At 60.2% G+C, this 23,999-nt stretch carries 26 protein-coding genes; 11 read left to right on the top strand and 15 right to left on the bottom strand.

Annotated features, from left to right (window positions below; genetic code table 11):
- Genes thiD through glmM form a run of 3 tightly spaced genes read right to left on the bottom strand, consistent with a single transcriptional unit; the run spans position 1 to position 2,368 of the window.
- The gene (gene thiD, locus AMC99_RS01475) at positions 1–810 is read right to left on the bottom strand and encodes a bifunctional hydroxymethylpyrimidine kinase/phosphomethylpyrimidine kinase (protein ID WP_061921880.1); all 810 of its coding nucleotides are present in this window, start codon (positions 808–810) and stop codon (positions 1–3) included.
- The gene (locus AMC99_RS01480; protein ID WP_061921883.1) at positions 807–1,031 is read right to left on the bottom strand and encodes a DUF1272 domain-containing protein; all 225 of its coding nucleotides are present in this window, start codon (positions 1,029–1,031) and stop codon (positions 807–809) included. Before AMC99_RS01480 ends, thiD begins: the two co-directional genes overlap by 4 nt.
- Positions 1,031–2,368, bottom strand: coding sequence for a phosphoglucosamine mutase (gene glmM / locus AMC99_RS01485; RefSeq protein ID WP_061921886.1), 1,338 nt, complete (start codon positions 2,366–2,368; stop codon positions 1,031–1,033). Before glmM ends, AMC99_RS01480 begins: the two co-directional genes overlap by 1 nt.
- 92 nt (positions 2,369–2,460) lie before the next feature.
- Between glmM and AMC99_RS01490 the strand changes: the two genes are divergently transcribed.
- Positions 2,461–3,723 (top strand): dicarboxylate/amino acid:cation symporter, encoded by a 1,263-nt coding sequence (locus tag AMC99_RS01490; protein ID WP_061921889.1) that lies wholly within the window; start codon positions 2,461–2,463, stop codon positions 3,721–3,723.
- A 73-nt stretch (positions 3,724–3,796) separates the two neighbouring features.
- Complete coding sequence (locus tag AMC99_RS01495) at positions 3,797–4,405, top strand: superoxide dismutase (protein ID WP_061921892.1); 609 nt, start codon at positions 3,797–3,799, stop codon at positions 4,403–4,405.
- A gap of 87 nt (positions 4,406–4,492) precedes the next feature.
- Here the strand turns inward: AMC99_RS01495 and AMC99_RS01500 are convergent, their stop codons facing one another.
- The 3 genes from AMC99_RS01500 to AMC99_RS01510 all read right to left on the bottom strand — a co-directional run bounded on the left by AMC99_RS01500 (position 4,493) and on the right by AMC99_RS01510 (position 6,621).
- Entirely contained in the window at positions 4,493–5,665 is a 1,173-nt protein-coding gene (locus tag AMC99_RS01500) for an AI-2E family transporter (protein ID WP_061921895.1), read from the bottom strand.
- Between the two features lie 99 nt (positions 5,666–5,764).
- Positions 5,765–6,376 carry a sigma-70 family RNA polymerase sigma factor gene (locus AMC99_RS01505; protein ID WP_061921898.1) on the bottom strand — a complete coding sequence of 204 codons (612 nt, stop codon included), beginning with the start codon at positions 6,374–6,376 and terminating at the stop codon, positions 5,765–5,767.
- Positions 6,376–6,621, bottom strand: coding sequence for a NepR family anti-sigma factor (locus AMC99_RS01510; RefSeq protein ID WP_157058226.1), 246 nt, complete (start codon positions 6,619–6,621; stop codon positions 6,376–6,378). The genes AMC99_RS01505 and AMC99_RS01510 overlap by 1 nt, the downstream gene beginning before the upstream one ends.
- A 96-nt stretch (positions 6,622–6,717) precedes the next feature.
- Between AMC99_RS01510 and AMC99_RS01515 the strand changes: the two genes are divergently transcribed.
- Complete coding sequence (locus tag AMC99_RS01515) at positions 6,718–8,406, top strand: CHASE domain-containing protein (RefSeq protein ID WP_198143557.1); 1,689 nt, start codon at positions 6,718–6,720, stop codon at positions 8,404–8,406.
- A gap of 96 nt (positions 8,407–8,502) precedes the next feature.
- Here the strand turns inward: AMC99_RS01515 and AMC99_RS01520 are convergent, their stop codons facing one another.
- The gene (locus AMC99_RS01520) at positions 8,503–9,297 is read right to left on the bottom strand and encodes a response regulator (RefSeq protein WP_061921901.1); all 795 of its coding nucleotides are present in this window, start codon (positions 9,295–9,297) and stop codon (positions 8,503–8,505) included.
- Between the two features lie 161 nt (positions 9,298–9,458).
- Between AMC99_RS01520 and AMC99_RS01525 the strand changes: the two genes are divergently transcribed.
- Positions 9,459–10,205, top strand: a complete 747-nt coding sequence (locus tag AMC99_RS01525) for a Crp/Fnr family transcriptional regulator (RefSeq protein WP_061921904.1) — start codon at positions 9,459–9,461, stop codon at positions 10,203–10,205.
- 292 nt (positions 10,206–10,497) lie between these two features.
- Here the strand turns inward: AMC99_RS01525 and AMC99_RS01530 are convergent, their stop codons facing one another.
- Both AMC99_RS01530 and AMC99_RS01535 read right to left on the bottom strand, forming a co-directional pair.
- Entirely contained in the window at positions 10,498–10,974 is a 477-nt protein-coding gene (locus tag AMC99_RS01530) for a response regulator (protein WP_083440040.1), read from the bottom strand.
- A 125-nt stretch (positions 10,975–11,099) separates the two neighbouring features.
- Positions 11,100–12,263 (bottom strand): hypothetical protein, encoded by a 1,164-nt coding sequence (locus AMC99_RS01535; RefSeq protein ID WP_061921907.1) that lies wholly within the window; start codon positions 12,261–12,263, stop codon positions 11,100–11,102.
- A 140-nt stretch (positions 12,264–12,403) separates the two neighbouring features.
- On the opposite strand from AMC99_RS01535, the gene AMC99_RS01540 reads away from it, so the two are divergent.
- On the top strand, positions 12,404–13,501 hold the full coding sequence (locus tag AMC99_RS01540) for a fatty acid desaturase family protein (RefSeq protein ID WP_157058227.1): 1,098 nt from the start codon (positions 12,404–12,406) through the stop codon (positions 13,499–13,501).
- An 88-nt stretch (positions 13,502–13,589) separates the two neighbouring features.
- On the opposite strand, the gene AMC99_RS01545 is transcribed toward AMC99_RS01540, so the two are convergent.
- The 6 genes from AMC99_RS01545 to AMC99_RS01570 form a co-directional block, all read right to left on the bottom strand.
- Entirely contained in the window at positions 13,590–13,844 is a 255-nt protein-coding gene (locus tag AMC99_RS01545; RefSeq protein WP_061921910.1) for a hypothetical protein, read from the bottom strand.
- A gap of 63 nt (positions 13,845–13,907) precedes the next feature.
- Positions 13,908–15,011, bottom strand: a complete 1,104-nt coding sequence (lptG, locus tag AMC99_RS01550) for an LPS export ABC transporter permease LptG (RefSeq protein WP_061921913.1) — start codon at positions 15,009–15,011, stop codon at positions 13,908–13,910.
- Positions 15,012–15,024: 13 nt separating this feature from the next.
- Complete coding sequence (locus tag AMC99_RS01555) at positions 15,025–16,206, bottom strand: LptF/LptG family permease (protein ID WP_061927532.1); 1,182 nt, start codon at positions 16,204–16,206, stop codon at positions 15,025–15,027.
- 120 nt (positions 16,207–16,326) lie between these two features.
- On the bottom strand, positions 16,327–16,656 hold the full coding sequence (gene clpS, locus AMC99_RS01560) for an ATP-dependent Clp protease adapter ClpS (RefSeq protein ID WP_061927534.1): 330 nt from the start codon (positions 16,654–16,656) through the stop codon (positions 16,327–16,329).
- Between the two features lie 269 nt (positions 16,657–16,925).
- A complete protein-coding gene (locus AMC99_RS01565; protein WP_061921916.1) occupies positions 16,926–17,717 on the bottom strand; it encodes a phasin family protein in 792 nt (263 codons plus the stop codon).
- A 109-nt stretch (positions 17,718–17,826) separates the two neighbouring features.
- On the bottom strand, positions 17,827–19,725 hold the full coding sequence (locus AMC99_RS01570) for a PHA/PHB synthase family protein (RefSeq protein ID WP_061921919.1): 1,899 nt from the start codon (positions 19,723–19,725) through the stop codon (positions 17,827–17,829).
- Between the two features lie 144 nt (positions 19,726–19,869).
- Here AMC99_RS01570 and AMC99_RS01575 point away from each other — a divergent pair, with 144 nt between their 5' ends.
- The 6 genes from AMC99_RS01575 (at position 19,870) to AMC99_RS01600 (ending at position 23,996) form a co-directional block, all read left to right on the top strand.
- Entirely contained in the window at positions 19,870–21,069 is a 1,200-nt protein-coding gene (locus AMC99_RS01575) for an LL-diaminopimelate aminotransferase (RefSeq protein ID WP_061921922.1), read from the top strand.
- Between the two features lie 78 nt (positions 21,070–21,147).
- Complete coding sequence (locus tag AMC99_RS01580; protein WP_232301467.1) at positions 21,148–21,726, top strand: helix-turn-helix domain-containing protein; 579 nt, start codon at positions 21,148–21,150, stop codon at positions 21,724–21,726.
- 25 nt (positions 21,727–21,751) lie between these two features.
- A complete protein-coding gene (locus AMC99_RS01585; protein ID WP_061921925.1) occupies positions 21,752–22,093 on the top strand; it encodes a hypothetical protein in 342 nt (113 codons plus the stop codon).
- A gap of 16 nt (positions 22,094–22,109) precedes the next feature.
- Complete coding sequence (locus AMC99_RS01590; protein ID WP_061921928.1) at positions 22,110–22,649, top strand: hypothetical protein; 540 nt, start codon at positions 22,110–22,112, stop codon at positions 22,647–22,649.
- 88 nt (positions 22,650–22,737) lie between these two features.
- Positions 22,738–23,118, top strand: coding sequence for a winged helix-turn-helix domain-containing protein (locus tag AMC99_RS01595; RefSeq protein WP_198143558.1), 381 nt, complete (start codon positions 22,738–22,740; stop codon positions 23,116–23,118).
- A gap of 71 nt (positions 23,119–23,189) precedes the next feature.
- Positions 23,190–23,996, top strand: coding sequence for a crotonase/enoyl-CoA hydratase family protein (locus AMC99_RS01600; RefSeq protein WP_083440042.1), 807 nt, complete (start codon positions 23,190–23,192; stop codon positions 23,994–23,996).
- Positions 23,997–23,999 lie beyond the last annotated feature (3 nt).

Below are 23,999 nucleotides of genomic sequence, written 5' to 3' on the forward strand. Positions count from 1 at the left end.
TCAGTCCAGGCGGCGCACCGCCTGGTGACCTAGCGGGCCATTGCCTTCGCCAAAGCCGGGGGCAAGCTCGATCGCCGTATAGACGAACTGCCGGGCCAGCCTGACGGCATGCTCGATCGGCTGGCCATGCGCGAGCAATGTCGCAATGGCGGATGACAGCGTGCATCCGGTGCCGTGGGTATGGGGTGTGTCGATCCGCGCATGGTTGAACGACACGGCCCGCGCATCGCCAGGGCCCAGTAGCGAGTCGATAATGCGTTGATCGTCGGTGTGCCCGCCCTTGGCGAGGACCCAGGTGTCGTGGGTCTGGGCGAGTTCGTATGCAGCTTCCTGCATCAGCGCGAGTGTTCCGAGCGTCTTCCCGTAAAGGTGTTCAAGCTCGGGCAGGTTCGGCGTGATCAGCGTTGCGCGAGGAAACAGCAGGTCACGCAGCATTGCGACGGTGTCGGGCGCGATCAGCGCTGCGCCGGATGTTGAGATCATCACCGGGTCGAGCACCACGGGTATGGCCGGATCGATCTGTTCGAGCGCGGCAAATACCTCGCCTACGATGGCTTCGTCATGAAGCATTCCGATCTTGATCGCATCGACGCCGATGTCTTCGACGCATGATGCGATCTGCTGTCCGACGAAGGGACCCGACAAGGGCGTGATCGCCTGCACGCCGACCGTATTCTGTGCGGTCACGGCAGTAATTGCCGTCATCGCATAGCCACCCAGCATGGTGATCGTTTTGATATCGGCCTGGATACCGGCGCCGCCCGAACTGTCCGAACCGGCGATCGAAAGAATACGCGGCGGTTGCTTCACCCCTTGAACTTCCGCTCGGTCGAAGGCGGGAATTTCTCGTGCAATTTCTTCGCCCGCGTCGGACGGTCCATCAGTTCGCCACCACAATTGGGGCAGGCATCATCGAGGGCATCCGCACACTCGGCGCAATAGGTGCACTCGAAACTGCAGATGAAGGCGCCGGGCGCCTCTGCCGGTAAGTCGGTGCCGCAGCGTTCGCAATCGGGGCGCATTTCCAGCATCACACGGCATCCTTTACAGCGGCGCATATCCGGTCGACGACGGCCTCGACTTGCGCCTCGTCGTCGCCTTCCGCCATCACGCGAATGACCGGCTCGGTTCCCGAAGGGCGGATGACCAGCCTGCCGCGACCTTCCAGTTCCTTCTCCGCTTCTGCGATGACCGATTTGACTGTCTCGTTTTCGAGCGGTTGGCCGCCTTCGTAGCGAACGTTCTTCAACAGCTGCGGTACAGGATCGAACAGGTGCATCAGCTCGCTTGCCGGTTTGCCCGAACGCACCAGGCTGGCCAGTACGCGAAGGGCGGCAACGGTGCCGTCGCCGGTGGTCGCGTGGTCGAGCAGGATCATGTGACCCGACTGTTCACCGCCGACATTGAAACCACCCTCCTTCATGCGCTCGAGGACATGGCGGTCACCCACCTTGGTGCGCTCGAGCGTAAGGTTCTGCGACGCGAGATAGCGTTCGAGGCCAAGGTTCGACATCACCGTTGCGACGACCCCGCCGCCTGTCAGCGCCCCTTTTTCCGCCATTCGCGTCGCAATCAGGGCCATCAGCTGGTCGCCATCGACAGCCTGGCCCTTCTCATCGACGACGATCAGCCGATCGGCATCGCCATCGAGCGCGATGCCGATGTCCGCGCCTTCTTCGACCACTTTGGCCTGGAGCGCTCCGATTGCGGTCGACCCGACATTGTCGTTGATGTTGGTACCGTTCGGATTGACGCCGAGCGTGATCACTTCGGCGCCCAATTCCCAGATTGCGGAAGGTGCGACCTGGTATGCCGCGCCGTGGGCGCAATCGACGACGACTTTTAGGTTGTCGAAGCGGATGTCGCTGCCGACGGACTGCTTTACCGCGTGGATGTAGCGGCCCCGTGCATCCTCGATCCGCCTTGCACGGCCAATACGGGGCGCATCGACAAGCTGGGGTTCGGTTTCGAGCAATGCCTCGATTGCCAGCTCATCCTCGTCCGAGAGCTTGAAGCCGTCGGGGCCGAACAGCTTGATGCCGTTGTCTTCGTAAGGATTGTGGCTGGCCGAAATCATCACGCCAAGATCGGCGCGCATCTCGCGGGTCAGCAGTGCGATTGCAGGGGTAGGAAGGGGGCCGGTCATGATGACATCCATGCCCACGCTTGTGAACCCGGCGACCAGCGCGCTTTCCATCATATAGCCCGAAAGGCGCGTGTCCTTGCCGATGACGACGCGATGCCGGTGCGAACCGCGCAGGAAATGTGCCCCGGCAGCCTGCCCGACCCGCATGGCGGTGGCAGCGGTCATGACACCCTTGTTGGTGCGCCCTCTGATCCCGTCGGTACCGAAAAACTTGCGTGACATGATTGCGGCTTGCGCTCCCGTTTAAATAACGTGCCGATTGTCAGCGGCTTCTGGCGTGGTTATCGGGCAAAGGGAAGGGGAAGGGTTCAGTTTTGACGCAGCCGGCAGCAGATCGTTTCGAACTCGTCACCATCAGGTTGCCGATCGCATGGACCTTTGCCGCGCTTGTCGCCGGCCTCGTCCTGGGACTCGTGCTGTCGAATACGGCGGCCATCGAAACCATAGTCGGCATATCAGCCCCAGTGGGAACGCTGTGGCTGCGTGCCTTGCAGATGACGATCATTCCGCTGGTCGCCAGCCTTCTGGTCCTCGGCATCGTGCAGATGACGGCGGCTGCCCGGGCAGGCGCTGCCGCGAGACGTTTCGTGCTCCTTGTGTTCGGTGTGCTGATCCTTTCGGGCCTGATCACCGCTGTTCTCATGCCGATGCTGCTGGCGGCGTTTCCCATCCCTGCTTCGGCGAATGGATTGCTCGGCACCGCTCCCGATGGCGAGCAGGTCCTGCCGGGTCTTGCCGATTTCGTGACGTCTCTCGTCGCGCCCAATATTATCGCTGCCGCGGCAGAGACCTCGACCTTGCCGCTCACGATCTTCTTTGCAGCCTTTGCCGTCGCCCTGACGCGCTTGCCCGATACCCAGCGGATGAACCTGCTCGGTTTCTTCCACGCGACCGCAAACGCGATGCTTGTGGTGATCGGATGGGTGCTGTTCCTCGCCCCTATCGGCGTGTTCGCACTTGCCCTTGGCGTTGCTGCGACAAGCGGGACGGGGGCATTCACCGCCCTTGGCCATTACATCCTGGTCGTTTCTGCCATGGGCGGGGTCGTCTTGCTGGTCGCCTATCTCGTGGCATGGCTGTTGGGCGGGATCGGATTGCTTACCTTCGCGCGGTCCGTCATGTCGTCGCAGGCGGTCGCCCTTTCGACGCAGAGCTCACTCGCCAGTCTTCCCGCCATGCTCGACAGTTCGGGCCGCCTTGGCCTGCGCAACAGCACGGCTGAATTCGTGCTGCCGCTGGCTGTCGCCGTGTTCCGCGCCACCAGCCCGGCGATGAACCTGGCGGTGGCGATCTATGTCGCGCATCTCGCCGGGGTGGAACTCAATCCGGCGATCCTTGCAGCCGGGATCGCGGTTGCCATCATCATTTCCATCGGTTCAGTCAGTCTGCCCGGCTCGATCAGTTTCGTGGTGTCGGTCGGGCCTATCGCGATGGCCATGGGCATACCAATCGAGCCGCTCGCCCTGTTGGTGGCAGTCGAAATGCTGCCGGACATCATGCGCACGGTCGGCAATGTGACGATGAACGTCGCAGTTGCTTCCGTGGTCGACCGCGTCAATACCGGTGCCGAGGGCTGACGCGATGCAACTTTTCATCCCTTCGTGCGTTGATCGTACGGAATTCTGCCAAAACTAGAAATATGGAGCTCTCATGGCTTTCGAACTGATGCCTCTCCCCTATGCCGACGATGCCCTGGATCCGGCCGTTTCGGCTGAAACTCTGTCGTACCACCACGGCAAGCACCACCAGGCCTATATCGACAAGACCAACGCTGCGATCGAAGGCACGGAACATGCCGACAAGTCGCTGCAGGACGTCATTGCGGCTGCCCGTGGTTCAAACCAGGGCCTGTTCAACAACTCGGCCCAGAGCTGGAATCACGGCTTCTACTGGCATTCGATGGCACCCGATGGCGGCAGCCCGAGCGATGAGCTCAAGTCGATGATCGACGATGCTTTCGGTTCGCTCGACGAGCTGAAAAAGCAGCTAAAGGACCGCGGCGCAGGCCACTTCGCCAGCGGCTGGGTCTGGTTGGCCGAGAAGGGCGGCAAGCTGTCGATCGAGGAAACGCACGACGGCGACACGCTGGCCGATAGCGATTTCAATCCGCTGCTGACCATCGACGTGTGGGAACACGCCTACTACCTCGACCACCAGAACAAGCGTCCGGCCTATCTGGATGCTGTCGTGGACGGCAAGCTCAACTGGAAGTTCGCGTCCGAAAATCTGGCGCGTGGAACGACTTGGGAATATCCCTGATCAGATAACTCGATCCGGTTCAGGATACGAAGGCCCGTCTGCCGTGTGGCAGGCGGGCTTTTCATTACATGCTAGCGGCAAGTGCGATCATCCCGCCTGCTGCCCTTCGCCCTCGTCATGACCGATACCGAGCAAGTTGGTCTTGAACAGCGGTTCACCGAAAACAAAACCGATCAAATTGGGGCGTCCGACATGGTCGAAGAACGCTGTCAAAGTCAGCAGGATCGGAACAGATAGCAGCGCGCCGAAAACGCCCCAGACCCATGAGAAATAGCTGAGCGCAATCAGGATCATCACCGGGTTCATGGTGAAACGGGCACCGAGGATCGACGGGGTGAAGATGTTGGATTCGATCGTATGCAGGCCGAGATAGGCGGCTGCAGGGACCAGCCCCAGGATCAGCGTTTCAGTGGTGCCAATGCCGAACAGGGCGAGGACCACCGTCATGGCCAGCGGACCGATATAGGGGACGAAGTTGAGGATGGCGGCCAGGCCGCCCCACATGACCGGTGCGTCCACACCCAGCAGCCAGGCACCGGTCGCGACGATGACGCCGACCCCTGCGTTGATCCATGCCACCGTGAGGATATAGGCGGCGACCCGGTCCTGCACTTCGCGCATGACGCGGGCAGCCTTGACCGAAGAGCCGAAATTCTCGCGATCGAATAAAAGGTGGCGGCGCAAACGAACACGTGCCTCGATCATGAAAAACGCCATCAGGATCGTCAGCAGCGTTTCGATCAACACGCTCGGCGTGGCGAAGGCGAGCTGCTCCAGCACGCTCGGGCTTGCGAGCACGACCTGTGTCGTTCCAGACTGCCCCATCAGATTGCCGAGCTCGCGGTTGAGGACGGCGAGCCAGGCGAACTGGTCGCGCAATTCGCCGAACCGTTCGCCGACACGGTCTGCCATTGCCGGCAATTCGTCAAACAGCGCGACAGCCGGCTGGAGCACCAGTGCAAGGGCTAGCATGACGATGGCCAGGAAGACCAGAAGGGCACCGAGAGAGGCCAGAACGTTAGGCAGGCCGAACTGCGCGAACCTGTCTGCCAAGGGACTCAGCATGATCGTCAGGATGATCGCCGTGACGAGCGGCAGGAATACGACCGAGCCGATCGAAAGCACGAAAGGAAGCGCGAGGAACAGTCCGAGGCCGAGGATCAGCACGAGCGCCGAGATCAGGCGCAGCTCCTGCTCGGCAAAAGCTGCGCGCCGACCCGAAGCGGGTGCCTGTGTCGGATCGGGTGATTCAGCGCTCATCGCAAGGCAATTTGGCTAGGTGCCGGGCCCAGGGCAAGAGGCCTGATCCCGGCACGAAAATTTGCTGCGCTGGTGTGGCGCAATGGTCGACTTTTGGGTTCAGTTCTTGGCAGCCGCGATGCCATGGCCTGCAGCGACATCATCGAGCTCTTCGAGGATGGCACGGTGGGCGCTTTCATCTTCGACCGATCGCTGGGGGATGTCGCCGTCCTGCAGCATCGAAGTCAGCGCGGCACGGGCGCGCCCGACGCGGCTCTTGATCGTACCCACGGCGCAGCCGCAGATATTGGCAGCTTCCTCGTAGGAGAAGCCTCCAGCCCCGACCAGCAACAGCGCCTCGCGGCGTTCCGGCGGCAGGGTCAGCAATGCGCGGTGCATGTCCGACAGGTGGATCGGCTCTTCCTGTCCGGCGGGAGCGGTCAGGATCCGCTCTGCCACGACTTCATCATAGTCGCCGCGGAAACGGTTGCGCCGCATGTCCGTAAGATAGGCATTGCGAAGGATCACGAAGGTCCAGGCACGCATCGAAGTGCCGGGCTCAAACCGTTCCTGTGCCGCCCATGCTTTCAACATGGTTTCCTGCACCAGATCGTCGGCCATGTCGGGGCGACCGCAAAGACCGCGCGCGAAGGCGCGAAGGTGCGGCACCACCTCGGTCAATTCCTTCTTGAAATCGGCCTTTTCCGCGGCCGTACGCTTACTCTCGCCCATTAGGCCCCGTTGCCCTGGCTCTTGCCTGAGTCCGATTCGTCGAACTGTTGTAGCAGATCTTTGAAAGCGTCGGGGATGGGCTCGTCGACGACTGAATCGTACAGCTTGCGCAAGCCGTCCGCCCATTCAGGATCCTTGTCCTGGGGCTTCGCCTGTTTCCCGGTCCGTCCGTCCTGACGATCCTCTGAATTCTTATTGGGGGGAGTCATACGTAATTGAACGCCCTCGGCATATAAATCTTCCAAAAATGCGACCCTCTGCACTGCCTGAAAATATGGCGGCTCATGGGGAACGATAAGCCCCGCCTTTGGTTCCCATGCCTGTAGGGGTTTAGTTTCCCGTTGCGAGAGGATGAGGTTCTGACCAAGCAAGCACGTCGCGAGGGGCGCACGACGCGTTGGCTTGTCGCATATCCGCGCGCGGTTCCCGTCGGTATTTTCCTGGCAATTACGGCGATCACTTCGCTCAGCGTCTTTGCGATCGAACGCGGAGAAGCGCAGCGTGACGATTCACTGATGCGCGAAGCGGCGCAATCGGTGTCCTCGGCGCTCGACCGGCGCGGGGCGACGAGTTCGTCCTACCTGCGCGCAGGTGCAGCGCTCTTCGCCACTGTCGACGACGTCGATCTGGACCTGTTCAGGCGGTTCGTGAGCGAACTGCGTCTCGATTCCGAATATCGCGGAGCCGATGGCATCGGTTGGGCTGCAGCCGTGCAGCCGAGCGGGATTCCAGACTTCGAGGCCAAGATGGCCGAAGAAATTCCGATCGGCATCAAGGTCAGCCCGGCCAATTCAGGGGAAATGCATTTCCCCGTCACCTATCTGGAGCCCGATACCGCGCGCAATCGCCGCGCACTGGGCTTCGACATGTATTCCGAACCAACGCGCCGCGAAGCAATGGACGAGGCGATGCAGATGGTGCGACCGACCGCATCGGGCAAGATCGTCCTGTTGCAAGAGGGCGCCGATGATGCGCCCGGCTTTCTGATCTACATGCCTGTGTTCGATACATCGTCGCCGGGCCGCGATCTCAAGGGCTTCATCTACAGCCCCTTCAACGCCCAGCAATTCCTCGAAAGCGCCCTCGAAATCGGTTCTCTCGGGGGTCGCGGCGTGCGCCTCTATGATGGGGAGGCCGATCCGGAAAACCTGCTCGCATCGCATGACCCGGATTTCTCAACCGGGCGGATCCTGCGGCGCGAGGTCCGCATCGCCAACCGGCCACTGCTGCTCGAGATCGAATCCAATCGCGCCAATATGCTGTCGACCATGTCGATGATCACCCTGATCTTCGGCCTTGCTCTGGCGAGCCTCCTGATGCTGCTCGCGCGCCTGCTGACCCAGCAGGCGAAGGAGGACGAGCGCGCCATGAAATTGCTCGAGGAGCAGAACTCGATCCGCAACTCGCTTGCGCGCGAACTGAACCACCGCGTCAAGAACACGCTCGCCAATGTCCTGTCGATCATGTCGCTCACTCGCAGGCGCACGGATGACCTGGATACATTTGCAGACGGTCTGGAAGAGCGCGTGCGCGCCCTTTCAGCGACACATTCGCTGCTCACGCAGTCAGAATGGGGGACCACCCCTGTCAGGGCGATCATCGAGGAGGAATTGGCACCCTATGTCGCCGATCCTGAACGGCAGGTCGAGCTGACTGGTCCCGAAGTGAACCTCGCTCCCAACGATGCGCTATCGCTCGGCATGGCGATCCACGAACTTTCGACCAATGCAGCAAAGTACGGCGCGCTGAGCACACAGGAAGGTCGCGTCAGCGTGAACTGGAACCTGTTGAGCGAAAATCTCGTCCAGGTCGAATGGCGGGAGAGCCACGGACCCGAAGTGTCTGCCTTGCGCGAACCCGGTTTCGGGACCGAACTCATCGAAAAGATCGTTGCCCACGAATTGAAGCATCCGGTCGACCTTAAATTCGAAAGCGACGGCGTTGTCTGCGTCCTGCGCGTTCCGGTCCGGTCCCGCGGCGAATTCCGCATCCGTGCAAATCCATACGGCGGCAAGCTGACCAGCAGCTGATCGCTAGTCAGTCAGTCGGCAGGCTCACCCGATTCCAGATACAAAAAAGCCGGACCGCGAGGCCCGGCTCAATTGTTTTCAGCTATCAGCTGACAATCAGCCCAGCGGTTGGCTCGAATTGAAGAACAGCGCCTGGCTGATCGCAGTACGCACCGTCTGTTCCTGGAACGGCTTGGTAACGAGGTAGGTCGGTTCCGGACGGTCGCCCGTCAGGAGTCGTTCGGGATAAGCGGTGATGAAGATCACGGGCACGCTGCCGATGGCCAGAATGTCGTCGACGGCATCGAGGCCGGACGATCCGTCAGCCAGCTGGATGTCGGCAAGGACGAGGCCCGGGGTCTTGTCCTTCACCACTTCCATCGCCTGGGTATGGGTGGCTGCCGTTCCGCAAACCTGATGGCCCAGCGACTGGACCAGGTCTTCGAGCTGCATCGAAATGAGCGGTTCGTCTTCGATGATGAGCACGCTCGTTGCGGACTCACGATCGATTTCCTCAATCGCTTCGCGGACGAGGGCCTGAACGTCTTCCTCTGGAAGATCCATGATTTCGGCCGCCTGTGCGACGCTGAAATCTTCGAGCGTCGTCAGCAGCAGGGCCTGCCGGTTGAGCGGGGTGATGGAACCGAGGCGCGCATTTGCAGCGCCTTCGTGACCGCCTGCGAAATCACCGGCGTTTTCGACTTCCATGTAGGCGCTCGACCAGACTTTGTTGAAGACATGATAGAGCGGCACGCGGCCACCATCGAGCGAAGCCTTGACTTCGCTGTCGGCCAGAGCCGCTTCGAGAGTTGCACGTACAAAAGCATCGCCTGTGGCCTGCGAACCGGTGAGTGCGCGAGCATAGCGGCGCAGATACGGCAGGTTGGAGGCAACTTTTTCGCTTAAAGACATAATTTCCCTTCCCGGTGAGGATACGCGCGTTGAACGAACGGTTCAGGGATCGGTTCCCTTGTCGCCGCGCTTTATCGCCCTGTTTGACAACCGCTGGCGACTTGGCGCAAACGGGCGATCGAAGCGTGATCCGAAAACACGTTCAGGGATAGGGTGTTGAGATGAATCGCCATGCGCAATCCATCCCCTGCAAGAAGTGCCCGCTTCAGGGGCGTCCCGGGCTGCGTGAGCTCGACGAGTGCCAGCTCGAATACATGCAGGATTTCAAGCGCGGTGAGATGGCGATAGCCCGCGGGGGCATGGTGTTCGAACAGGGGCAGGCCGGTCCGCACCTCTACACCGTGCTCGAAGGCGTACTGATCCGCTACCGTTCGCTGGATGACGGGCGGCGCCAGATCGTCAATTTCATGTTCCCGGGCGACCTGATCGGATTGCAGGGCGCATTCGACGGTCCATCGAACCATGCCGTCGAAGTCCTCGTCGACAGCCGGCTGTGCATTTTCGATCGCTCGACCTTTCCCGAATTCATCGGTTCGCACCCGCGCCTTGCTTATGACATCACGTGGCTGGCCGCGAAGGAAGAAACCCAGCTCGAAGAACACCTCGTGTCGCTGGGGCAGCGTACTGCGAAAGAACGACTCGTCTATCTCGCCGTCTGGCTGGTTGATCGCGCGCAAAAGAGCGGAATCGCGGGCAAGGGAAACACGCTGACCATTCCGATCACGCAGACACAAGTTGCAGACATGCTGGGCCTGTCACTGGTTCACACCAATCGAACAATGCGCGCTTTGCTCAGCGAGGGACTGGTCGAGTGGACCCCCGGCGAAATTTGTGTACCTGACATGGAAGCGGCCTGCGATTTTGCGAAATTTACGCATGAACCGGACGAAAAACGACCGTTCTTGTAAGGCCGGATCAGGCCATCGGAAAAAAATCGAAAAAAAATTTGAGGGGCGGGAACTTCGCGTCTGGACGGGCATTTAGTCCTTGTCACCGCCGAGACCCCCCTCCCGTCCAAGCGGCTGGTGATACGATCCCGAAAGGCCTCCACTCAGGAAATGAGTGGAGGCCTTTTTTTCGTCAGATGTTCGCAGCGCTGAAATGCGACCTCGACCGTGCCGCAGGACTCAGACTTTCGGGGACATGCGCGATAGCGAGGCAAGGGCTGCCACCAAGCGAATGCTTGTTTCGGGCTAAGGATCAGGCTTTGGTACGGGGACGGCGAAAGAGGCCGAGAAGACCGCGCTTGGGCGGTTCTTTGGCCAGTTCGATCAGGCGCGCCGGATCGTATGGCTTTTCAAGCACTGGCCCCATGCTGGCAATGTCTTCCGGTATGTCCTGCGGATTGCCGGTCGAAAAGATGATCTTGGGCGGGTTGGGGCCGATCGCTGAGAGCAGCTGCGCGATTTCATAGCCCTCGTCGCTGTCGGCAAGATGCACATCCAGAACGACTACCTTGGGCTTGTTTTCGCGCAGGAATGCGAGCGCTTCGTCGGCGGCAGCGCAAACGGTCACAGCCGCGGCGCCTGCATCTTCGAGGGTCTGCTCGAGCGTCATCGCGAGGATCGCGTCGTCTTCGACGACCAGGACATGACCGATAGACGCCGATTTCTTTGGCAGGGTCGGACGCGACAGCGCACCGAGCTTTGCCCGACCGCCTTTCGCTTGTTTCACCATGATGCCAATCCTCGACCCGGCGACCCGTTGCCACCTTCTGGAAGAGAGCGCATCAAGCGAGCGGATGTTCCCGCCTGCTGCATGATTGCATTGCATTGTTGCCGCGCCGCCACATCGGCCGGAGATCAGGCGCTCAAAGGCTTCTCATAGATCGCATACTCGCGGTTGATCGTGCTCTCGATTGCATCGGCAATTGCGATCATTCCCTGATTGTCGTCCAGCACCCAACCGAGTTCGCCCCGCACGCCGTTGAACTTGTCGGCGGCGACTTCACGGATGTCGCTGATCATCATGAAGGCGAGCTGGCTGGCGACACGAGAATTGTGCAACTCTTTGAGGACGCCCATCAACGGAACGCGCATATTGGCCTGCTTCGGCTTCTTCAGCCAGCGCAGCAGCTTCACCCAGCCGAAGGGAAACAGCTTCCCGTCGATGTCCTTGAGCACATCGTTGATGTCTGGGAAGGTCAGCATGAATGCCACAGGCCTTCCATCGACCTCGGCAATCATGTTCAGGTCTTCATGGATGATCGGGCGAAGCTTCTTGCCGGCATAAGCCACTTCTTCCGGCGTGAACGGTACGAAGCCCCAGTTTTTCGACCATGCATCGTTGAGGATGTGAAGCACGATGGCGACTTCCTCGTCCCAGCGGCTCTTGTCGACGGGGCGGACATTGATCCGCTCGTTCCGCTTGCCCGATTTGACGATCCGCTGGATCAGCGGAGGGAAATCGTGGCTGATGTCGAGATCATAGGTGCGCAGGGTCTTGGCGCGTTCGAAGCCGTAGCTCTCGATCCATCCCTGATATTCGGCGGGGTGGTGACCCATCATGATCATCGGCGAGTGATCCTGGCCGCTCACCAAAAGACCTGGCTCTTCCCAGATCGAGAGCGAGATCGGGCCCAGGATACGGGTCATTCCTTCGGCTTTCAGCCATTCCTCGGCTCTGGCGAGCAAGGCATGGGCGACCTGTTCGTCGGTGCCGTCGAAATAGCCGAACATGCCCGTGCCGGGGCCAAATCCCTGGTCGGCAGGCATGGCAAGAGCCATCTCGTCGATATGCGCCGAGATACGGCCGACAGGCTTGCCGCCGCGCGTTGCGACGAAGAATGCCACCCGGGCATGGCCGAAGAACGGGTTCTTGTCGGGATTGACCAGTTCGAGCTGTTCGGAGCGGATTTGCGGAACGGCATGAGGCACGCGGGCGGCAAACGCACGTCCGATGTCCACGAAACGGGCGCGTCCCTTCTTGCCGGAAACCTGCTCGATCACTATCTCTCTATCGCTCACTCGGACTATCCTGTTCAGCTTTGAGATAATCCTGTGTGTGCATTTTGCTTCAAGTCAAGCAAGCCAGTCGATTACTCTGGTAGAGATCACTTGTTTGTCCTCAGCCGCGTTCTTGCGGTAGAGGGAACCGAGACCCGATTATGACCATGGACACTGCATTCGATCAAGGCGCGCCCACGCGCCCCGCACCCGCTACCCGCGCACAGTTCCTTGCCAGCGATGACAAGGCGATGCTGCGTGCCGCCCGCGACCTGACCAAGGGGCTGGGGACGGCCAGGGGTGCCTATTACTGGCCCGACATGCTGTTGTCGGTGCTGGTGGGTTATGGCGCCATGGCAGGGGCGATTCTGGTCGAAAGCGTGCCGATGGCCGTTGTACTCGGCCTGGTGTCTTCGCTCGCGCTCTACCGCGCGCTGATGTTCATTCACGAGCTTACGCATATCCACCGCGATGCGCTGCCCGGTTTTCGGACGGCCTGGAACCTGCTGGTCGGAATTCCGCTGCTGACGCCAAGCTTCATGTACGAAGGTGTGCACACGCTGCATCACAAGCGCACGCAGTACGGCACAGTCGAAGATCCCGAATATCTCCCGCTTGCACTGATGAAGCCGTGGAGCCTGCCGCTTTTCGTGCTTATCGCATTGCTCGCTCCGGTCGGTTTCCTGCTTCGTTACGCGGTGCTGGTGCCGCTGGGCGTCATCATTCCCCCGGTTCGCAAGCTGGTTTGGGAGCGCGCATCGGCGCTCATGATCAATCCGGAATTTCGCCGGAAACCTGCCGAGGGCGATTTCAGGCGCCGCGTGATGTGGCAGGAATTCGGCGGGTTCATCTGGGCGTGGACCCTACTTGCGAGCACGCAGTTCGTCGGCTGGCGACCGCTCCTGATCGGCATGGCGATCGTCTCGTTCACGGCAGTCCTCAACCAGCTTCGCACATTGGTGGCCCATCTGTGGGAGAACGAGGGCGAGCCGATGACGGTAACCGCGCAGTTCCTCGATAGCGTGAACGTGCCGCCACCCGGCCTTGCAGCCGAGATCTGGGCACCTGTCGGACTGCGCTATCACGCGCTGCATCACCTGATGCCGTCGATGCCCTATCATGACCTGCCCGAGGCGCATCGCCGCCTGCGGTCGGAACTGGGCGAGCTGTCGACCTATGACGGGGCGAACCACCCGGGCATGGCGGTGCTGGTCGCGCGCATCGCGCAGAGCACGATGAAGCGGCGCGCCGCCGACTGACTAACGATAGCGAACCTCCGGATACAAAAAGGCCGCGAAGTCCATGAAGGACCCGCGGCCTTTTCAGTAAGCGCGTTGCTTTCGGGTGTTAGTCGACCTTGATGTCGGCCTTCACGCCATCTTCACTGATGGTCGCATCGACGTCCGAACCGTCGATCCGGACGCTCGAACCTTCTTCGGTCGTCGCCGGAACTTCGACCGGTACTTCTTCCGTTACGACGGTGGTTTCGGTTGCGGTGGGTTCCACGACGGTTTCGGTGCCATCGCCTTCCGGCGAGTCGGTTTCGGCACAGGCACCGAGAGCAAGACCAAGGGCGAGGACGGGGATTGCTAGCTTTTTCATTTCTTTGCTCCTTTGTGGCAAGAATGTGGCAAAGAAACGGGCCGTACGCGCCTTTGTTCCCGGCTACTCTTCCGTCCGCACGAGCACGGTCTCGCCGATCAGCAGGAACAGCAGGAAGGGTCCCCACGCTGCAAGGAAGGGCGGATATCCGCCGAAGCTACCCATCGCGAGCGCTGCATTGTCGACCACGAAATAGGCAAAACCGAGCGCCATCCCGATGATTGCACGCAGGAAGAGCTGCCCCGATCGTGCGAGGCCGAATGCGGCAACCGCGCCAAGGAGCGGCATGAGGAAAGCCGACAGGGGCCCGGAAATCTTGTGCCACCATTTCGCCCGCAATTCGGATGTGCGGCGACCGGCTGCCTCATAGGCGTCGATTGATCGCGATAGGGTGAAGAAGTCTTCTGCATCGGGATCGACCGTTTCCAGCTCGATCTGGTCGAGCGTCAGCCCCTCTCCGACCGTCAGGCTTTCGAGGGTCTTCGTGTCGGCCCTGCCGACGTCGAACTGCTCGACGTTCTCGAGTTTCCATCCGGGGTTGGCGTAGGTCGCTTTCTCTGCCCGGCTGCGTTGGCTGATCATCCCGCCGGGGCGGCGTTCGTACCAGGTGACATCGCTCATGACGGTGTTTTCGCCGATGCCGGTCACATTTGTGGCGGTCAGGACGTTTGTCCCGTCAGTCAGATAGACGTTGGCCCTGATCGTCGAGGCACCCGCCTCAGGCACCGGACCGAATTCCGCCGCTTCCCATGCTTTCAGCGTGGCTGTTGCGCGGGTCACGATCCGTTCGTTGAAGGCGAAGCTTGCGACCGACACGATCCCTGCGGTGAGCAGCAGCGGCGCCAGGACCTGGTGCGCCGATAAACCCGCGGCCTTCATCGCGATGACTTCGCTGTTCTGATTAAGGGCGACCAGCGTGATGATGGTGGCAAGAAGTACGGCATAGGGCACGAAGCGCTGGATAAGCTGCGGTATGCGCAATCCCGCATAGGTCAGCAGTTCTCCCTGCCCGTTACCGGCAACGGCGAGGATGTCGCCGCTCTTGGCCAGGAGGTCGAGCATCATCAGCACCAGGACCAGCATCACCAGCACGGCGAGGATGCGCGCAATGAACAGCCGGCCGAGGTAGAAGGTCAGGCTCTTCGAAGGGAAGAAATCGAATTGCATCGGGCCCCTGGTCCTATTCTGCCGGTGCAGTTTCCATCGCCGCGACCTGGCGCGGACGGCGGCGCTTGAACAGCTTGCGCAGGCGCTTTGTCAGCTTCGCGAACCACGCCTCGAGCGCGCCGATTGCCTGTCCTCCGGGAACATAGGCGACGCGATAATACATCCACAGGATCAAAGCGGCGAACAGGGCAAACGGGCCCCACAGGGCAAGGATCGGATCGACCCGGCCAAGCGCGGCAATGTCTTCGCCGTACTGGTTCACCTTGTGATAGGAAACGACCATGATGATCGACACGAAGACGCCAAGCGCGCTCGTGGATCGCTTCGGAGGGATGGCCAGGGCCACGGCGAGCAATGGCATCAGCAGCATCATCACGACTTCGACCAGCCTGAAATTGAAACTCGCCTGGCTCGCGTCGCGCACATCGTCCGGCGCATTCTGGTTCCAGCCAATGCGGAGCAGTTCCGGCAGAATGTATTCCCGCTCGTCGTCCCCCCGGTTCCGGAATTCCTCTATCCGGGGCAGGTCGATCGGAAGATCGTGCCGGGTGAAGCTCAACACGCGCGGACTTGTTCCTTCTGCCCCCGTATCCTGGATGATCGTACCATCGCTCAGGCGCAGGATGATCGTGTCGGGGCTGTCGCTGGTGGCGAGGAAAGCGCCTTCGCGTGCAGAGATCGACAGCACCTGGCCCTTGTCGTTGGATACGCGGGCGAAGATCCCTTTCAGCTGCCGGCCTTCGTCCTCGCTCTGCTCGATCCTGAGGGCCATGCGGTCCTTCAGAGTCGTGAACTCTCCGACCTTGATCGAGGCACCCAGCGCCCCTGACCGCAGTTCGTATTCCATCTGCTCGTAGTAGAAACGGCTCTTTGGCTGGATGTAGAACACCAGCGCGACGTTGACCGCGACGAGCACTGCAGTGATCAGGTAGGGCGTGCGCAGCAGCCGGTTGTAGCTCATGCCGACCGCACGCATCACGTCGAGTTCGCTGGAGGTCGCCAGCTTGCGGAAGGCGAGCAGGACGCCGAGCAGCAGCCCCAGCGGAATTGCAAGGCTGGCATATTCGGGGATAAGTGCAGCGAGCATCCGGAAAACGACGCCGATCGGGCCGCCTTCCTCGCCAACGAACTGGAACAGGCGCAGCATTTTTTCGAGCAGCAGCAACGATGCCGCCAGCGCGAAAACCCCGAGCATGGGGATGAGCGTCAGCCGCAGGATATAGCGGTCAATGCTGGGAAGGGGATTTGACAAACTGCCTCGGGACGCGATCGGATTGCTTTGTTCGAACGCCCCTAGCGCGATTTTTGTCCCGGGTCAGGCCTTTTCGAGGGTGCACTGCAGCGGGTGCTGGTTCTGCCGCGCAAAATCCATCACCTGGTTCACCTTCGTTTCGGCAACCTCGTATGGGAAGATTCCGCATACACCCACGCCTTTCTGGTGGACCTGGAGCATGACGCGGGTCGCCTGTTCGAGGTCCATCGAGAAGAACCGTTTGAGCACCATGACGACGAATTCCATCGGCGTGTAATCGTCGTTGAGCATCAGCACCTTGTACTGGCTCGGCTTTTTAGGGCGTGCCTTGGTCTTGGTGGCGATGCCGACCTGATCGTCACTGCCCGCGTCGTCGCCTGCATCATCAGCCATCGCGACAAATGGGATGGGCTGCGCAATCGTGCGGGAAGGATAGGTGGTCGATCGGATCATAGGTGGGCCAATATCGTATCGCTTGGGAGAATCGCAAGAATGCGTTTGCCCGCGTTTCGCTAAAATACCTTAAGCCGGTGGTGCGATTACGATTTCAACACGCCAGAAAAGGAAAACCGGACGAACCACTAGGGTCCGCCCGGTCCTTGTTCGCGAGCCGGCGAGGGAGAGAGGAGATGCCGGCCCAGCAGAACTTAAATCAGTAAGGCTTAGGCAGCCTTCTTGATCTTTTCAGCAGCGACGCTGACGCGGTTCGAAATCGGCGCGAATGCATCGTTGTAAAGTTTCACGAGAGCTTCGGTGCGCTGCGAACCGAACGAAACGGCTGCGTCGAAGTTACGACGGGCCAGCTCGCCTTGCAGCTGCATGAATTCGGTCGGCGACTTGACGGTTGCCATCTTCTTCACGTCTGCGGTGACGGTTTCGAAAGCGGACTTGCCGTTTTCGATGTCGGTGCGGGCCAGTTCCTGGGCGCCAGCGAAGAAAATCTTGCCGGATTCGACGACTGCTTCGACATTAGCCTTGCTGAATTCGCCTACTTCGCCAGCGAATTCGCCGGTCTTGGCATAGGCAGTCTTCATGCGGGTCTGAACGTCGGCAGCCATTTCCTTGGCGGTTTTGGTGAAATCGGTGGTCTTTGCAGTGGCCATGATCTTGTCCTTAATCTGGGAAACCTTGGTGGTCTGAGCTGGTTTGGCGGCAGCCTTCTTCGGCGCAGCCTTCGATTTCGCTACAACAGCCTTCTTGGGGGCAGGCTTGGCAGCGACAGTCTTCTTCTTGGGCGCAGCCTTCTTGGCTACGGCCTTCTTCTTGGGTGCAGCTTTCTTCGCAGGAGCCTTCACCGCCTTCTTGACGGCTTCGACCTTCACTTCAGCCTTCGGAGCATCCGCTTCGACGGCTTTCGCGACTGCTTTCTCGCTCACCTTGGTCTTTGCAGCTGCTTCGGCATAAGCCTTCTCGGCAGCGGCATCGATCTTCGACTGGTTGGCATTTTCAGCCATAGAAACCTCGCTTCATGTTGCAGTGCACAAAAATAGGCATTGCAACTGCGAAGTCAAGGATTTTTTGTGCAGTGCACAATAACGGAGAAAGGCGAGTGAATTTAGTGCGTTAACGGGCTTTCACGTAGCGACCGGGAGCATCTTCGATCACTTTATCGCCCTTCCCACCGGGTTTCCGCTTGCCGGTTGCGGGGACTTTGGCGCTGTCCTGAGCTTCCAGCCATTCGATCCAGTTCGGCCACCAGCTTCCCGGATGCTCGGTCGCCCCGTCGCGGAATTCTTGCAACGATGCGGCCGAACTGTCGCCGGTCCAGTACTGGTATTTGTTGGCGTCGGGCGGATTGACCACGCCGGCGATATGGCCCGAGCCTGCGAGGAGGAAGTTTACAGGCCCCTTGAAGTGGCGGGTGATGCGCCACACGCTTTCCGCCGGCGCGATGTGATCTTCCTTGCCGGCCTGAATGTATGAAGGCGTGTGGACCTGCGTCAGGTCGATCGGCGTGCCGTCAGCCTCCAGCGCGTCGGGGACCACCAGCTTGTTGTCGCGATAGAGGTCGCGCAGGTAATCATTGTGCCACTTCGCGGGCAGATTGGTGACGTCGCCGTTCCAGTGCAGCAGGTCGAAGGCCGGATAGTCTTCACCCAGCAGGTAATTGTTGACGACGTAGTTCCAGATCAGGTCCTTCCCGCGCAGCGAGTTGAACGTCATCGCGAGATAGCGACCGTCGAGATATCCGTCGTTCGATAGCGAGCCGATCATCTGCAGCTGACCATCGTCGATGAAGTGCTTGAGCTCGCCGCTCTTCTCGAAATCGACCTGGGCGGTGAAGAACGTCGCGCTCTTCACCTTGTCGGCTTCGCCCCGCCGGGCGAGGATGGCCAGTGTTGCCGCCAGCGTCGTACCGGCCACGCAATATCCGATGGTGTGGACCGCCGGGACCTTCAGCCGCTCGCGCACCTTGTCGATCGCCTCGATCTGGCTGCGAATGTAATCGTCCCAGACGATGTCCTTCATGCTGGCATCGGCCGATTTCCAGCTGACGACGAAGACGGTTATCCCCTGGTCGACCGCCCATTTGATGAAGCTCTTCTTGGGCGTGAGGTCGAGAATATAGAAGCGGTTGATCCACGGTGGGAAGATAACGAGCGGAACCTCGTAAACCTCCTCCGTCGAGGGGCTGTACTGGATCAGCTGGTACAGGTTTGTCTCGAATACGACCTTTCCCGGGGTCGCGGCCAGATTTTCGCCGAGAGTGAACGCATCGGCATCGGTGTGGGTCAGTTGCCCACGCTCCAGATCCTTGATGAGATGGCGCATACCCTTAACCAGGTTCTGCCCCTTGGTCTCGATGGTGCGCTTCAGCACGACTGGGTTGGTCAGGATGAAATTGTCCGGGCTCATCGCTTCGACCAGCGCGGTGGTCGCGAATTCGAGCTGCTTCTTTTCTTCGGTGCCGATGCCCTTCAGGTTCTTTGCGGCCGAAACGAAATACTCTGACAGCATCAGATAGGTTTGATGCAGCAGTGCAAATGCCGGGTGGTCCTGCCACGCCGGATCGGAAAAACGGCGGTCCTTGCGCGGCAGTTCGGGCTTGTGATCCTGGTCCTCGCTGCCGGCTGCAAACCGGCTGAACACCCCTTGCCACAGCGCCATGGTGTCGCCTGCCATTTTCTGGGCGGCTTCGAAGGATGCAGTCGGAACCTGTTTTGCCAGGCTCTGGGTCAGCAGCATGAATTGTGCAGGGTCGAGCGGGTTTCCGGTGGCGGCAGATTTCTTCGCCTGTTGCTGGACAAACTCCAGCCACATCGCATGCATTTCGCTGGCTGTGCGCGACCATTCGGCAACGTCTTCGGGCGTATAGGGGGAGGCGCCGGGCTGAGACTGCGAGGCTGCCATTGCCTGTGGCAACTGGCCGAACATCTCGCGCATCGCCTCGCCTTGCATGTCGAAGAACGCACGGAAGGGTTCTGCCTGCTGTTTCCAGAAGTCGCCGGGGTCGTTCGCCATGTCGTGCTCCGTACTGCCGCTGCGCAATGAAAGATGTTGCTGCCGATGACATAACGAATGTGCATTTCATCTGCACCCGATATATGCGTAGATTCGTATGCAGCGCGGCAATCACGCCGCCAGCATGATTGGCCGAAGGACCCTATGGATACCGATTTCTACCGCATGAAGCGCTTGCCGCCTTACGTTATCGCCGAAGTCAACGGCATGCGTCACGCGGCACGTCTCGCGGGTGAGGACATCATCGACCTCGGTATGGGCAATCCCGACCAGCCGCCGCCGCAGCACGTCATCGATAAATTGTGCGAAGTTGCGCAAAAACCGGACGCGCACGGATATTCGCAATCGAAAGGCATTCCGGGGCTGCGCCGCGCACAGGCCAATTATTATGGCCGCCGTTTCGGCGTGGACATCGACCCCGAAACCGAAGTTGTCGTGACCATGGGCTCGAAAGAGGGTCTGGCCAGTCTTGCCACGGCAATCACTGCACCGGGCGACGTCGTGCTCGCTCCCAACCCGTCCTATCCGATCCACACGTTCGGGTTCATCATCGCAGGCGCGACCATTCGCAGCGTGCCGACCACGCCGGACGAGAACTATTTCAGAAGCTTGGAAAAGGCGATGCATTTCACCGTGCCGCGTCCCAGCGTGCTCGTCGTCAACTATCCTTCGAACCCGACTGCGGAAGTCGTTGATCTCGCATTTTACGAACGCCTGGTCGCCTGGGCGAAGGAGAACAAGGTCTGGATCCTGTCCGACCTCGCCTATTCCGAACTGTATTATGACGGCAATCCCACGCCATCGATCATGCAGGTGAAGGGCGCAAAGGACGTCGCCATCGAATTCACGAGCATGTCGAAGACCTATTCGATGGCTGGCTGGCGCATGGGCTTTGCGGTCGGCAACAAGAGCCTGATTGCAGCCATGTCCCGGGTAAAAAGCTATCTCGACTACGGCGCATTCACGCCGATCCAGGCCGCAGCCTGCGCGGCACTGAACGGGCCACAGGACATCGTCGAGAGCAATCGCCAGCTTTATCACAAGCGCCGCGACGTCATGGTCGAAGCATTCGGCAGGGCCGGCTGGGAGATTCCCGCTCCCCGCGCATCGATGTTCGCATGGGCGCCCCTGCCGCCGGCTCTTGCCGACATGGGCAGCCTTGAATTTTCAAAACAATTACTTACTCATGCCAAGGTCGCTGTCGCGCCTGGCGTCGGATATGGCGAGGAGGGCGAGGGTTTCGTCCGGATCGCCATGGTCGAAAACGAACAACGCCTGCGCCAGGCCGCCCGCAATGTGAAACGCTATTTGACTTCGCTCGGCGTGAACAGCTCGGCGGCCTAGGGGGCAAATGAACGACAGAAGCCACGGCTTCGACAAATTTGGTCGGATCGCATTTCCTTGCGATCGATTTTGATCGTTATGGACGCTGCGCAAGATAATCAAACATCGGCCGATCCCCCTCGGCCACTGACTGATCGTCAGCGCTCTGTAATCGAGCGGATCGACCGCCGCGTACCGATCAAGGTAATCGCGCAGGAACTTGGCGTGTCCGAAACGCGCATCAACCAGCACATTCGCGCACTGAAGGACATATTCGAAGCCGGCAGCCTGAACGAGCTGGTCGAGAATTACCGAGCCAATTCACCGGATTACGTTCCCGAAGGGGACTTGAGCGAAGCTGTATATATAAAAAATCAGCTGCCGGATGATCCGGTTGTTGGGGCAGGCATGACCCGGGTCGACACGGAGGAGGCGGTATATCGCGCTCTCCTGCAAACGCCTGGCCAAGGGCTGATCGAGCATCCTGGCGAGCCGAAAGTCGTCCCCGGGGCGCTCGACGGTGAACATGCCGTTCTTGCCCGTCTCGCTGTCATCGTCGGGATCGCATTCGGCATCCTGGCAGCGGTCGTCCTGATGGTGACGACCGCAGTGACCCTTAGCGAGGCTTTGGATGGGAAGGCCGCCGTCCCCGATGACTATGTCCAGTCCGCACAGTGAGTGGTGCGGACAGGGGAGAAAATCCATGTCCGAACGTATCCTTGCCGACGCCCGCAATCTCAAGAAGCTGATGCGCGAAGCAGAAGCTCTCGCCGATGAATCGATGATCGCCTTTTCCCGCCTGAAGCAGGCGATGCTGGCCGCTCGTCAGAACCCGGCAATCGAAGTGGATGCCGGACAGCGAGCCCTCATGCGACTGAATCAGGCGGAACAGCAGGCGATGGCCATGTCGACCAACCTCCTTCGCGTGCATGAAGAACTCAGCCGCGTGGCTCGCGTGAAGGCGGTGGGAGAGGAAGATATCCCGACGATCATCGAACCTTCGGCAATCGTGGAACCCGCACCGATGCAGAGCGAGGCCGCCTGACTGGCATCGACCGACCATGCTGAACTTCGTTCTTGCAAACAAGGCTGACTTCCAGCTCGTTTTCGGACTGCTTCTATCCGTCGTCATGTTATGGCGCGGGGGCGGTCCGGAACGGGCTGCAGCACTGATCTGGCTGGTCCTGCTGATCGGAATGGACAAGCTGTACCATCTGATGTTCAGCGAGCTGTACCAGTTGCGGGGCGTGGACGCTTTTCATGCAGGGCTCGACACAACCATGGCCCTGCTCGCGGCGTTTTTCGCAATCTACGCCAACCGCACATGGCCGCTCTGGTTCGCGGGATTCCAGCTGATTTCGGTATTTGGGCACATCGCCCGCGAACTGACCGAAGCGATGTCCCCGATCACTTACGCAATCGTCACTATCGCCCCGTCATGGGGAATGCTGGCTGTCATGGCTGGCGGGTTCGTCCAGCATCGCAAGCGTCTGGGCAGGTTCGGCCCTTATCGGGATTGGCGTGAACCGGCGCCCACAGTTCTGGAAGCGTTGAGCCCGTCGGTCATCAGGAACCGCAGGATCGGGTTCGAACCGTCCTGACGTCCGGCTACCTGATCGGGAAAGGGTAGCGGGCAAAATCGGCAATCAAATCGTAAAAATAAATCACTTGAGGTCCAAGATGGTCGCAATGCGAGCTCCGAAATTATGGCTCGAGGGAGAGGAAGTCGTGCCCCGGTTTCGCGAGGTAGGCGATGTTACGCTCGACCTCATGCATCGGGACGGGAGGGTGGAGGATCGCTGGCTCGGCCTGCACCCACGGGAATTCCAGCTGCTTTGGCGACTGCTGGAATCGCCCGGCGAGCCTGTCTCGCGGCGCCAGTTGCTGTCGGAGGTGTGGCGCATTGACTACGAACCGAACACGAACAGCGTGGCGGTTCATGTTGCAAGGGTGCGCAGCAAGCTTGCCGTTTACGGCCTGTCCGACATCCTCCTCACGCATCCCGATGGCGGCTACCTGGTCGATGCCATTCCGGGTCCCAGCGCCTTTCGCTTCGATCGCCACGACTGAACTGCAGGCGCTTTACAGCAATGGGCGCATGCGGCAGTTTGCCGCGAAAGCAAGTTTTGGGGACTACCATAATGACCATGCCGGCGAACGATCGCGTTTCCATCCACCTGGGCGAGGACGGTGTCGCCCAGGTCAAGCTCACCCGTGCAGACAAGATGAATGCGCTGGACCATGAAATGTTCGAGCGCATTATCGAAGCAGGCCACGAACTCCATGGCATTAAGGGTGTTCGCGTGGTCGTCCTTTCGGGCGAGGGCAGGGCGTTCTGCGCGGGTCTCGACCTTTCGAACTTTGCCCGCAAGCCTTCACCGGACGAACCCGACCTGACCCAGCGTACGCATGGCAATGCAAATCGCGCGCAGCAGGCTGCGATGGTCTGGCGCAAGCTACCGGTTCCGGTGATCGCGGCAGTGCACGGCGTTTGCTTCGGTGGCGGCCTGCAGATCGCCAGCGGAGCAGACATCCGCGTCGTCCATCCCGAAACCCGCATGGCCATCATGGAAATGAAGTGGGGCCTTGTTCCCGACATGGGCGGTTATGCACTGTGGCGCGGGCTGGTGCGCGATGATGTCATGCGAGAGCTCGTATACACCAACCGCGAATTCACCGGTGAAGAAGCGAAAGAATACGGGCTCGCGACCCACGTCGATGCGAACCCGCATGCCAAGGCGACCGCGATCGCCAGCGAAATCGCCAATCGCAATCCGCATGCCATCCGCGCTGCAAAACGCCTTCAGGCAGGCATGATGGAAAAGGACACCGATGCAATCCTGATGGATGAGAGCGTCGAACAGCACGCCATCATGCGTTCGAAAAACCAGGTCGAGGCGGTGATGTCGGGAATGGAAAAGCGCCGCCCCAATTTCGAGGACGTCTGACCT

The organism is Altererythrobacter epoxidivorans (assembly GCF_001281485.1).
Taxonomy (GTDB): Bacteria; Pseudomonadota; Alphaproteobacteria; order Sphingomonadales; family Sphingomonadaceae; genus Erythrobacter; species Erythrobacter epoxidivorans.